This is a genomic window from Streptomyces sp. rh34 (genome assembly GCF_002551245.1).
Taxonomy (GTDB): domain Bacteria; phylum Actinomycetota; class Actinomycetes; order Streptomycetales; family Streptomycetaceae; genus Streptomyces.
Genome location: NZ_NTGZ01000231.1, coordinates 1 through 11,591, shown reverse-complemented (window position 1 = coordinate 11,591; position 11,591 = coordinate 1). Strand labels below are relative to the sequence as shown.

Here is an 11,591-nt window from a genome sequence, read left to right as displayed (position 1 = left end):
GGCGGAGGCGGGTGCGGATCGGCGGCCTCGCGCCGGGGACTCCGTACGCGTACGACGGTGAAGTGGCGCACTCCGGAACGGAACTGACGGTCGACAAGCTGCCGGAGGCGCTGACCGTCTACTGCCCGATGCCGGTCTGACCGCAGACCAGCCGTCCCGCATGGCAAGACACGTATCTCACCATCCGACATCACGGCGTACGGTGGTTCTGTCGCCGCGCCCGTCGGCGCGAGGTTTTCGGGAGAGGACGCAACGCCATGCCGAAGGAGACCGCCGTGTACACGCACGGCCACCACGAGTCGGTTCTGCGCTCGCACCGCTGGCGGACCGCCGTCAACTCGGCGGCATACCTCCTCGACGAACTCCGCCCCGGCCTGGCCGTGCTGGACGTCGGCTGCGGCCCCGGAACCATCACCGCCGATCTGGCCGCACTGGTCGCGCCGGGCCGTGTCACCGCGGTGGACACCGCCGACGACATTCTCGGCCAGGCCGCCGCGGTGGCGGCCGAACGAGGCCTGGAGAACGTCGAGTTCGCGGTGGCCGATGTCCACGCCCTGGACTACCCGGACGACTCGTTCGACGTGGTCCACGCCCACCAGGTGCTCCAGCACGTGGGCGACCCGGTCCAGGCGCTGCGCGAGATGCGGCGCGTCTGCCGCCCCGGCGGCGTGGTCGCGGCGCGCGACAGCGACTACGCGGCGATGACCTGGTACCCCCAGACTCCCGGTCTCGGGGAGTGGCAGGAGGTGTACGGCCGGGTGGCCCGCGGCAACGGCGGCGAGCCCGACGCCGGGCGCAGGCTCCTCTCCTGGGCGCGGCGGGCCGGGTTCACCGACATCACCCCCACCGCGGCCGCCTGGTGTTTCGCCACCCCGGAGAGCCGCGCATGGTGGAGCGGCCTGTGGGCGGACCGCACGACGGACTCGGTCTACGCCGAGCTGGCCGTCCGGGGCGGGCACGCGAGCGCGGAGCAGCTCACCGCCATCGCCGGGGCATGGCGCTCCTGGGGCGAGGAGGGTGACGGCTGGTTCATGGTCCCGCACGGCGAGGTGCTCTGCCGGGTGTGAGGGCAGGAGGGACCGGCGGCGCGAGGTGAGGTGATGAGGAGGTCCGGCCCGCCCGGAATCGATCACACCGGCAGCGGCCGCCAACTACCCTCGTACGCATGGAGATCCTCGGAACCACGCTGCGTATCTGCGTCGACGACCTGGAGGCCTCGGTGGCCTTCTACGAGGGGCTGACGGGCACGTCGGCCCTGCGCTTCGAGCGCGGTGGGGTGTCGGTGGCCGCGATCGGCTGCTTTCTGTTGATGAGCGGGCCCGAGTCGGAGCTGGAGGTGCTGCGCAAGGTGGGCGCGACCATCGCCGTCAAGGACGTCGACGAGGCGAGCGCGGCGCTGACCAGGGCGGGTGCGCGGGTCATCGCGGGGCCGGTGCCGACCCCGGCCGGGCGTAACCTCATCGCGCTGCACCCGGACGGCTCGGTCTTCGAGTACGTGGACCGCAACGTCACCGTCTGACCGGCCGCCCGGGGCGCGTTGATCACTCCTGGGGCGGGCGCATGCGGAAGTCATAGGCGTCCGGCAGCGGCTCGTCGCTGACGGACGCCCACAGTTCGCCGAGGATTCCGGCTCCCTCGCGCAGGTCGGCGACCTCGAATCCGGCGTCGAAGATCTCCCGGGCCGCCCCGGTGTCGCCCTCGGCGAGCAGGATCCGGGCGAGGAGCAGCCGGAAGCGTCCACGCTCACGGATCGCCCCCGGCAGCCCGGCCAGCAGTGTCCGGGCCGCCCCTGGCCGTCCGGCGGACAGGTGCGCCTCGACGGTCTCGCGGGCCAGGGCGACGAGGAGGGCGGTGCCCTCCTCCGACGCCGTGAGGTCCCCCGTTCCCGGAGCGTCGAGGTCCGCGAAGGCCTCGGCGTACAGTTCGGCGGCGTGGTCCGGTCTGCCGCTCTCCTCGGCGGCGACGGCGAGGCAGCGCAGCAGCGGCCAGCGCGGCACGGGGCCGCACTCCAGGCCGCGTTCCCAGCTGCGGACGGCCTGGGCCCGGTCGTCCGCGTGCCACTGCGCGATGCCGAGGTGGTATTCGGTGTGCGGGTCGGCGTCGGCGGTCTCCAGCATGTCGCGCCAGGGCGGCGAGACCGGTGTCGGCCCGGGTATGCCGTTCGGGGCCGGCTTCGGCAGGGTGCCGTGCTCCAGCAACTCCCGCCAGGGGGCCTGCTGGGCTCCGAGGGCGCCGGCGGGGAACGGGGTGCCGGGCAGCCGGTGGCCGCCCCGCAGCACCTCCAGCGCACCCCAGCCGGAGCCGACGGCGAGCACCTCGCCCGGTTCGGCGTCGGCGTGCGGCAGCCAGGCCGCGTACGCCTCCTCCACCGCGCCGCGCGGGAGGGCCTCCTCCAGCCGCGCGGCGGCCTCCTCGGTGGCGGCGGCCCAGTCCTGGCCGTGCACGGCGGCCGGGTCGGCGGACAGCGGACCGTAGGACTCCAGCCAGCTGAACGCGGCGCCCGCCTCCAGCGGGACGTGCTCCAGCTGGGTGCGGGCAAGACCGGCCTGGATCTCCGCGTAGCCGCCGCCCCCGGGCCCGTTCAGCCACTCCTGCCAGCGGCGGCCGCCCCTCCCGTGGCCCCAGCGGAACAGCTTGCGGCCGCGCAGCAGGTCGGTGGAGGTCTGGGCGAGCCCGTGGCCGTCCTCGTCGAGCGCGGCGATCCAGCGCCGGGCACCGTCGGGCAGCTCGTAGAAGTGGTCGGCGGGGTACTCGGAGCGCAGCGGATAGGTGTGGTCGAGGCCGCCCGCCTCCGGGACGCCGACCCGGGTGAGGGTGTGGTCGTAGCCGAAGTGCCAGGCCTCGCCGGCCGGGACCAGTACGCGGGTGTCCGGGGTCTCCGGGACGGCGATGTTGGACCACCAGTAGACCGGTGCGGGCAGTTCGTGCGGGTTGCGTATCCGTACGCCGACGTGCAGGAAGTCGGAGCCGTCGGGAAGCCAGAGGTCCACCTGGAAAGGCAGGTCGCGCAGTCGCTCCCATTCCCAGAGCCGGACCATCGTCCCGCCGTCGGGGGCGGGCACGAGCGCGGCGTGGAGGGGCGCGCAGGACAGGGCCGTATGGCCGGTGGCGCCGATGTTCCACTCGATCCCACCGGAGAACCAGGCCCCGTTGAGGGCGAAGGCGGCGGGCTGGAGGACCGGGTTGCGGTGGAGCAGCTCGCGGCCGGTGGGTTTGTGGTGCAGGGAGTGGATCCGGCCGCCGAGGCCGGGCAGCACGGTGACGCGCAGCCGGGTGTTCTCGATGACGACGGCGTCGATGTCGGTGGGGGTGCGCTCACGCCCGTAACCGTCGAGCAGCCGGGCGGGCAGCACGGTGCGCAGCGGCCGGTGGCCCAGTTGCCGGGCCATGTCGTGGGGCAGGTCCGCCCGTTCACGGGGATCGAGCGCGGGCGGCGGGGCGGGCGTCCGCAGCGGCGGGAGCGGGTTCTCCGCCCCGAGCGGCGCTGCGGGCAGGTTCAGTACGGCACGTCGTACGGTCGTGGCCAAGGCACCCTCGTTCCGTCGCGGCGGGCCGCCGCAGGTCCGGGCGCCCCCGGTGACCATGGAACACGCAGGTGGCCGCGGGGACCAGAGCCCCGTCGGTCGGACTTCCCCGCGCCCGGCCCCGCCGCCGCGGTCCGGGGCCCGCAGAAGGGTCGGGGCGGGGCCTTGGTCACTTGCCCTTTCGGCGGAAGAGGTAGCCGCCGCAGCCGAGGCCGATCAGGAACATGGCCAGCAGCGCGAACCACAGGGGCATCGTCACCTCGGGGATCAGCACCCGGATGGTGACCTTGTTCGTGTTCACGCAGATGAACACGATGACGAGCACGACCAGCACGGCGACCACGACGCGCCCCGGAGTGAGCCACCCCGTGCCGCGCCCGCTGCCGCTCGATACGTCCTTGGGGCTCATGGGCAGGCCCTTCCGCTCGCTTCTCGCCGTCCGGCCCGCCGTCGTGCACGCGACCGCCCCCGGGACCCCAGCATGTCGGGCTGCCGGGTCCGGGGGGCGGTGGTGTACGGCCGTTCGGGTGAACGGGGCGGCGGGCGTCAGCCGGCGGGGACCACCGGGAGTTCCAGTACGCCGGTGTCCTCGGGGGCGTGGACGACGGTGACGGGCTTGACGCCCCGGTTGCCGAAGTAGGCGGTGTCGCTGGCGGCGATCACGAACTCCAGGCGGTGCCCCTTCGCGTACCGGTGGACGATGCCGGGCAGCTCCACCGTGAAGGGCCGGGTGACGTCGGGGACCCGGACCGGGGAGACGAGCCGGTTCACCAGCGTACGGCCGCCGTCCGGCGCGACGTCGTAGACCTTGGCGAACAGGACGAGCTTGTCGGAGGCGTCGCCGCTGTTCTGGACCCGTTCCGTCTTCGGCGAGACGACCTTCAGGGTGGCCTTCGGCGCGCCGACGACGTCGAGGGGCTCCGTGAGGGGCTCGCTGCGCCAGCCGAGGTAGGTGCCCCTGGTGTCGTACGGCTCGGGGTCGGGCAGTCCGATCAGCGGGGCGATGGAGCTCTCGGAGTGGCTCGTCGGCACGAGCCAGTTGGTGTACTGGCGGCTGCCGCGCGCCACCTTGGAGCGGTTGTCGACGAGTTTGCCGTCGCCGGAGAGGTACAGGGACTGCGAGAGGGCGGGCACGTCGGCGGCGGAGCCGTAGCCGCTCCGCCAGTCCCGGTAGTAGGAGAAGGCGGGTCCGGTGTCGGTGTCCGCCTTCCGGTGGAGGTAGCGGTCGAACCAGGCCAGTACCCGTTGTCCGACATGGCTGGTCTCCAGATTGCCCTGACTCAGGTCGAGTTCGCCGGGGACCTGGCCGCCGCTGTGCCCCCAGGCCTGCCAGATCATCTTCGTCTCGGTGCCCTGCTCCTTGAGCGTCCGGTAGGTGGCGGTGGCCTCGTTGAGGTTGAACAGGCTGTCGGCCTGGCCCTGGACGATGAGCGTGGGGGCCTTGACCCGGTCGAGGTAGGAGACGGGCGAGACGCTGCGCGCGTAGGCGAGCATCTCCTCGGTCCGGTCGGCGGGGTAGCGGCCGGAGTTGAGCAGCCGGATCGTCTCGCAGGCACGGGTGGCGAAGTGCAGGCAGTCCAGTCCGTTGACGCGGGAGGGGTCCAGGCTCGGGTGGAGCAGCGGCTGGCCCTCACCGATCAGATAGAAGCCGTTGGTCCACTGCCACTTGAAGACGCCGGGGGTGTCGCTGGTGACGCCGGTGCGCGCCCCGGTGTTGTTGGGGGCCAGCGCGTAGCCGAGGTCGTTCCAGGTGATCAGCGGGACGAGGGCGTCGACCCGGGGGTCGACGGCGGCGGTCGCCAGTTGGATCGCGCCTCCGTAGGAGCCGCCGATCATGCCGACCCGCGGGTCGCCGTCGGCGTCCCTGGTGACGAAGTCGGCCTTGGTCCCGTCGTCGGCCGCGCGAACTCCCCCGAGGAAGTCGAGGAGTTCGCTCGCGGCCCGGCCGTCGATGGCGGGGTCGTCGAGGGTGATCAGGCAGCCGGACCTGCCGAAGCCGAGGCCCGAGTAGACGAGTCCGACGTAGCCGCGCTCGGCGAAGGCCCTGCCGATGGCGTCGGTGGAGCCGTCGGACTTGCTGCCGCCGAAGCCGTTGGTGGCGAGGACGGCGGGGGCGGGGCTGTCCGCGTCGGCCCCGGCGGGCCGGTAGAGGTCGGCGTCCACCGTGCAGGTGCGGTCGCCCGCCTCGACGGTGAACGTCAGCGGGGTGACGGTGTACGGATCGGCATCGGCGTGGGCCGGGCCGGCGAGGACGAGGGGGGCGACGAGGGCCGCCCCGGCGACCGCCACGAGCGGGCCGCGCACTCTGGAAACAGCACCTGACACGAAGACCTCCACACCGAGGACACCTTACCGACCGGTAAGTATTGGGTCGCGCCCATGCTGTGACACCGCTCGAAGCCGTGTCAACGTATCGGTCAGCGGTACTTGACGGATGTTCACGTTCCCCGCGCGAACACACACATCCGGGCGGCCGTGCGGACAACGGCACGGGCGCGGGACGCGGATACGGGCGGGGCTGGACGGCCGAGGAGGAGGGCGGGTCAGTACAGGGCGGGGGCCTCGACGGTCAGCGTGCAACGTCCGCCGTCCGCCGGTGCGTCGAGCACCGCGGGCACGCCCAGGGGAATCGTCAGCGCGGTCGGACCGTGACCAAAGCCCAGCTCCTCGACCACGGGTATGCCCAGCGGACCGAGCCGGTCGGCGAGCACGGCGCGGATCTTCTCGTACGGGCCGCACTCCTGCCAGGAGCCGCAGGCCACCCCAGCGACTCCGTCCAGGGCTCCGGTCCGCAGGAGCCGGGTGAGGATGCCGTCCAGCCGATAGGGCTCCTCCCCGGTGTCCTCGATCACCAGCAGTCCGCCCCGGGCGTGGGCCCGGCCGCCCGGGGCGCCGGTTCCGGCGGCGAGCAGGCTGACGCAACCGCCGTACAGGACGCCCCGCGCCCGGCCGGGGACCAGCGCCCCGGCCGACTCCAGGCCGAGGGTGGTCACGGTCTCCGGCGCGAAGAGCGTGGCGCGCAGGTGCTCACGGGTCGCCGCGTCCCCGAGGAACGTGTCGGTGGCGACCATCGGCCCGTGCAGGGTCGCGAACCCGGCCCGCAGAGCGAACGCCTCGTGCAGCACCGTGATGTCGCTGTAGCCGACGAACGCCTTGGGCCCGGCGGCCCGGACCGCCGCCCAGTCGACCAGGTCGACCATCCGGTGCGCGCCGTAGCCGCCCCGGGCGCACAGCACGGCCTCCACGGACGGGTCGCACCACGCCTGCTGAAGGTCCTCCGCGCGGCCCGCGTCCGACCCGGCGAGGTAGTCCAACTCCGGGTGTGCGGTGAGGACATGGGCACCGACGACGGGTTCGAGGCCCCAGTCGCGCAGGACGGCGAGGCCCTCCTCCAGCCGGTCGGCGGGGACGGGTCCGCTGGGCGCGACGACGGCGACCCGGGAGCCGGGGCGCAGCCGGGGCGGCCGGGCGAGGGGCCCCGGAAAGCCGTGGTCCTCGCGGGTCACGTGGCCAGCTCCAGGGGCGGTACGTCGGGACGCTCGATGCCGAACGTCTGAGCGTAGAGGGAGAGTTCGGCCTCCAGTGCGCGGACCAGTGTGTCCACGCGGCGGAATCCGTGCCCCTCCCCCTCGAAGGCGATATAGGCGTGGGCGACGCCCCGGCCGGCGAGGGCGGCGAGGAACCGCTCGCTCTGGGCGGGCGGGCAGATCACGTCGTCCAGGCCCTGGAGCAGCAGGAAGGGGGTGTTCAGCCGGTCGGTCCGGTGGAGCGGCGAGCGTTCCCGGTAGCGCTCGGGCACCTCGGCGAACGGGCCGACGAGGGACTCCAGGTACTGCGACTCGAAGTCGTGGGTCTCGTCCGTGGCCCACCCTTCGAGATCCAGGATCGGGTAGAGGATCGTCCCGCAGGCGTAGAGGTCCGTGCTGGTCAGCGATGCGGCGGTGGTCCAGCCGCCCGCGCTGCCGCCCCGGATGGCGAGCTTGTCCGGGTCGGCGGCGCCCTCCTCGACCAGGGCCGAGGCGACGGCCGCGCAGTCGGCCACGTCGACCACGCCCCACTGGCCGCGCAGGAGTTCGCGGTAGCCGCGGCCGTAGCCGGTGGAGCCGCCGTAGTTGACCTCGGCCACGCCGATGCCGCGCGAGGTGAAGTAGGCGATCTCCAGGTCGAGGACGAGCGGGGCGTGGCCGGTGGGCCCGCCGTGTGCCCAGACGACGTACGGGGGCTTCTCGCCCTCGGGGCCGGTGCGGTCGGGGCTGTGCGGCGGGTAGATGTGGGCGTGGATCTCGCGGCCGTCGGGACCGGCGAAGGTGCGGTCCTCGGGCACCGGGTAGTACGCGGGGTCGACCGCGTCGTGGTGGGGTGCGCCGATGACGCGGGTGTGCCCGGTCGCGGTGTCCAGCTCGACGACCTCGGGGCCGCCGCGGGGGCCGGCCGCGACGCCGACGACCCGGCTGCCGTGGACGGCGAGCGTGTCGGCCCAGGCGGTCCAGGGGCCCGGCACGTCGGCGAGTTCGCCGGTCTCCGGGTCGAGGACGCCGAGCCGCATGTCGCCCCTGCCGTGCAGGACGGCGATCAGCCCGTTGTCCAGCGGATGGAACCAGCGCAGCCCGATCTTCCAGAGCGCCCCGCCGAACTCCTCGCCCCGGGGCGGCAGGAGGCGGCTGCTGGGGACCGCGCCGCCCGCAGGCGCGTCGGGGCGGATGCGCTGGAGCTCCCACCAGTCGGCGAGGTCCGAGACGAACAGGAGGCTGCCGTCGCGGTCCCACTCCACCTGGCAGACCGATTCGTCGAGGTCGCCGACGAGGGGCCGTACGCCGGTGAAGCCACCTGTGTCGTCGATGTCCGCCAGCATGACCACCGTGCCGTCCCACGGCATCCGGGGGTGGTCCCAGGCGATCCAGGCCGCCCGCCGCCCGTCGTGGGAGACCTTGGGTCCGGTGACGAACCGGTGCCGGTCGTCGGAGAGTTCACGGACCGCCGCGCGGTCGTCGGCCGCCGAGCCGTCGAGCGGTACGGCGGCGACGACGCGTCGCACGTCGGTGGGCGCTGGCCCGGTGAACTCCTCCAGCACGCACCAGACTTCGCCCGTCGCGCCGTGTTCCGGCCGCACCTGCGGGTCCACCCAGCGCAGCCCGCCGCCGACGTCCGAGACGGGGGTGAGCGGCCACGGCTCGCCGGGCCCGTCGGGGGCGTAGGCGTACAGCCGCTGGTCGGTGAAGTGGACGAACACCACGAGGAGTTCGCCGTCCTCGCGCAGGGCGCCGGCCCAGGGCTGCCCGCCGTACTCGATCACCCGGCTGCGGGTGTTCCAGGGGGCGGGCAGCACGGGGGCGGTGGTGCCGTCGGCGCGGCGGCGCATCAGCGCGCGCCGGCCGCCCTCGGCGGGGCGCGGCTCGGTCCACCACACCTCGTCCCCGATGGTGCCGAGGTGGTCGGGGCGGCCGTCGTGCGAGGCGGCGAGTGCCGCGTCGACCGGCGACGGCCAGGTTCCGTACGGGGCTGCTGGCACGGTGTTCACGTAGGTCGGTCCCCCCCGGGGCGCGGATCGGGTCGGCAGGCGGTCAGGCGGTCAGGCAGTGCGCAGGTAGTGGTCGAGCACGCGGACGCCGAAGTGGAGGGCGTCGACGGGGACGCGCTCGTCGACGCCGTGGAAGAGCCGCTGGTAGTCGAAGCCGACGGGCAGCTTCAGCGGGGTGAAGCCGTAGCCGGTGATGCCGAGGCGGGAGAACTGCTTGGCGTCGGTGCCGCCCGACATGCAGTACGGGACGGTGTGCGCGTCCGGGTCGAACCGCTCGACGGCGGCGCGCAGTTTGGCGTACGTGGGGGAGTCCACGGGGGCCTCCAGGGCCGTCTCGCGGTGGTAGAACTCCCAGGACACCGAAGGGCCGGTGAGCCGGTCCAGGGTCGCGTGGAACTCGTCGTCGCCGCCGGGGACCATGCGCCCGTCGATGAAGGCGGCGGCGTGGCCGGGGATGACGTTGACCTTGTAACCGGCGTCCAGCATCGTCGGGTTGCTGCTGTTGCGGACGGTGTTCTCGACCAGGGACGCGGCCGGGCCGAGCTTGCCGAGGAGCTGGGCGACGTCGAAGCCGGGCTCGTCCAGATCGGCGGTGATGCCGTGCAGGGCGGCGATCTCGGTGATCGCGGCCCGGACGGTCGGGGTGAGGCGGATGGGCCACTCGTGCTCGCCGATCCGGGCGACGGCGGCGGCCAGGGTGCTCACCGCGTTCTCCCGGTTGACCTTGGAGCCGTGCCCGGCCCGGCCCTCGGCGGTCAGCTTCAGCCAGCCGGTGCCGCGCTCGCCCGCCGCGATCGGGTACAGCGAGAGACCGTCGCCCGCGTGGAAGGTGAAGGCACCCGACTCGCTGATGCCCTCCGTGCAGCCCTCGAACAGTTCCGGGTGCTGGTCGGCGAGGAAGCCGGAGCCGTCGGCGGCGCTGTCCTCCTCGTCGGCGGTGTACGCGATGACGATGTCGCGCCGGGGACGGAAGCCCTCGCGGGCCCAGCCCCGTACGACGGAGAGGACCATCGCGTCCATGTTCTTCATGTCGACGGCGCCCCTCCCCCACACGACCCCGTCGCTCACCTCGCCGGAGAAGGGGTGCACGCTCCAGTCGGCGGGCTCGGCGGGCACCACGTCGAGGTGGCCGTGGACGAGCAGCGCGTCGGCCGACGGGTCGGTGCCGGGGATCCGGGCGACCACGTTGGTCCGGCCGGGGGTCCGCTCCAGCAGCGTCGGCTCGATTCCGGCGTCGGCGAGCCGCTCCGCGACGTACTCGGCGGCCGGACGCTCACGGCAGTCGCCGCCGCCCCGGTTGGTGGTGTCGATGCGGATGAGTTCGGAGGTGAACGTCACCACCTCGTCGAGGGCCTGCCGGTCTACGGGTCCGAGCAGGTCGGGGACGTCAGCCATACTGTTCCTCCACAGCGGCCGACACGATCGTCGTCACCGCCTTGAACGTGCGAATTCCTTCGTACATCGTCGCGCTGGTGTACGCCACGCGCCTCTCCCCGCTCGGAGCCACGCCGGGGACCACGGTCGCCGCGGCCGCCAGATGTTCGGCGTCGAACTCCAGCTCCACGGTGAACGAGGGCCCGGTGACGGGCTCCCGCCGGCCCGCGAGGGCGCAGGCCGTCTTCGCCGCCGCCCTGATGTCGGCGGCGGTACGGGCGGGGGTGCGGCACACCGCGGCGTAGCGGGACACGTAGTCCTTGACGGCGACCTTCCGGGCGTCGGGGGCGTATCCCTGGGCGTCCACGCAGGTCAGGTCGTCTCCGGTGACGAGCACCACGGGCACGCCGTACTCGGCGGCGACGTGCGCGTTGAGCAGCCCCTCGCTCGCGCGGACGCCGTTCAGCCAGACGCCGGTGATGGAGTTGGCGAGGTAGGTGTGGGCGAGGACGCCCTCCGTACCGGCTCCGGTGTGGTAGCCGACGAAGGCCACCGCGTCCACGTCGCCGTGCTGGATGCCTTCCACCATGGACAGCGACTTGTGCTTGCCGGTGAGCATCTGGACCCGTTCGTCCAGGTGCTCCAGCAGCAGGTTGCGCATCGACCAGTGGGCCTCGTTGACCAGGACCTCGTCGGCGCCGCCGTCCAGGAAGCCGAGCGCGGCCGCGTTCACGTCCGAGGTGAACATCGACCGGCAGCGCTCCCACTGCGGCGTCCCCGGCAGCACGTCGGCCGGCCAGGTCACTCCGGTGGCGCCTTCCATGTCCGCGCTGATGAGGATCTTCATGCCGCCACACCGTACGCGCCGTGAGCGGCGCGGGCCAGGGAGGGGCGGCCCGTCAGAGGTCCAGTCCGCCGAAGGTCCCTCCAGTGGTCCCGTCCTCGCCCCCGTCGCTCCTCCTGCCGATGGCCCTCTCCGGGCGCCCGGGGCGAACACTATGAACGCAATGTGCGCGGGGCTTCTCCCCCGGGTGCGGCGCTTCCTAGCATCCCGGGGGAGAAGCCCCGCGCACATCCGCGCCGGGCAGACAGCCAGGAGCCGCCCCCCCGTGAACTCCCCCCACGTGCCCGCCCCCGTACGGCCGCTGTACCGCCGCTGTCTCTTATACACATCT

The 11,591-nt window shown here is 73.3% G+C and carries 9 protein-coding genes; 2 read left to right on the top strand and 7 right to left on the bottom strand.

The genetic code is table 11. The features are described from left to right. The first annotated feature begins 257 nt into the window (after positions 1-257). Both CR470_RS29840 and CR470_RS29835 read left to right on the top strand, forming a co-directional pair. Positions 258-1,067, top strand: a complete 810-nt coding sequence (locus CR470_RS29840) for a class I SAM-dependent methyltransferase (protein WP_097870608.1) — start codon at positions 258-260, stop codon at positions 1,065-1,067. 98 nt (positions 1,068-1,165) lie between these two features. Next, positions 1,166-1,519 (top strand): VOC family protein, encoded by a 354-nt coding sequence (locus tag CR470_RS29835; protein WP_097870607.1) that lies wholly within the window; start codon positions 1,166-1,168, stop codon positions 1,517-1,519. A gap of 22 nt (positions 1,520-1,541) precedes the next feature. On the opposite strand, the gene CR470_RS29830 is transcribed toward CR470_RS29835, so the two are convergent. The 7 genes from CR470_RS29830 to CR470_RS29800 form a co-directional block, all read right to left on the bottom strand. Continuing rightward, positions 1,542-3,527 carry a DUF5107 domain-containing protein gene (locus CR470_RS29830; RefSeq protein ID WP_097870606.1) on the bottom strand — a complete coding sequence of 662 codons (1,986 nt, stop codon included), beginning with the start codon at positions 3,525-3,527 and terminating at the stop codon, positions 1,542-1,544. Between the two features lie 166 nt (positions 3,528-3,693). Then, entirely contained in the window at positions 3,694-3,933 is a 240-nt protein-coding gene (locus tag CR470_RS29825; RefSeq protein WP_097870605.1) for a LapA family protein, read from the bottom strand. A 137-nt stretch (positions 3,934-4,070) separates the two neighbouring features. Beyond that, the gene (locus tag CR470_RS29820; RefSeq protein ID WP_097870604.1) at positions 4,071-5,828 is read right to left on the bottom strand and encodes a CocE/NonD family hydrolase; all 1,758 of its coding nucleotides are present in this window, start codon (positions 5,826-5,828) and stop codon (positions 4,071-4,073) included. A 239-nt stretch (positions 5,829-6,067) separates the two neighbouring features. Further along, on the bottom strand, positions 6,068-7,030 hold the full coding sequence (locus tag CR470_RS29815; RefSeq protein WP_097870603.1) for a S66 peptidase family protein: 963 nt from the start codon (positions 7,028-7,030) through the stop codon (positions 6,068-6,070). Continuing rightward, the gene (locus tag CR470_RS29810) at positions 7,027-9,042 is read right to left on the bottom strand and encodes a S9 family peptidase (protein ID WP_097870602.1); all 2,016 of its coding nucleotides are present in this window, start codon (positions 9,040-9,042) and stop codon (positions 7,027-7,029) included. The genes CR470_RS29815 and CR470_RS29810 overlap by 4 nt, the downstream gene beginning before the upstream one ends. 51 nt (positions 9,043-9,093) lie before the next feature. After that, entirely contained in the window at positions 9,094-10,437 is a 1,344-nt protein-coding gene (locus CR470_RS29805) for a M20/M25/M40 family metallo-hydrolase (RefSeq protein ID WP_097870601.1), read from the bottom strand. Further along, complete coding sequence (locus tag CR470_RS29800) at positions 10,430-11,263, bottom strand: M55 family metallopeptidase (protein WP_097870600.1); 834 nt, start codon at positions 11,261-11,263, stop codon at positions 10,430-10,432. Before CR470_RS29800 ends, CR470_RS29805 begins: the two co-directional genes overlap by 8 nt. Positions 11,264-11,591 lie beyond the last annotated feature (328 nt).

Bases quoted from the DNA above. Each gene is read 5' to 3' on its own strand.
- CR470_RS29840 (WP_097870608.1), top strand. From the start codon at position 258: ATGCCGAAGGAGACCGCCGTGTACACGCACGGCCACCACGAGTCGGTT.
- CR470_RS29835 (WP_097870607.1), top strand. From the start codon at position 1,166: ATGGAGATCCTCGGAACCACGCTGCGTATCTGCGTCGACGACCTGGAG.
- CR470_RS29825 (WP_097870605.1), bottom strand. From the start codon at position 3,933: ATGAGCCCCAAGGACGTATCGAGCGGCAGCGGGCGCGGCACGGGGTGG.
- CR470_RS29805 (WP_097870601.1), bottom strand. From the start codon at position 10,437: ATGGCTGACGTCCCCGACCTGCTCGGACCCGTAGACCGGCAGGCCCTC.
- CR470_RS29800 (WP_097870600.1), bottom strand. From the start codon at position 11,263: ATGAAGATCCTCATCAGCGCGGACATGGAAGGCGCCACCGGAGTGACC.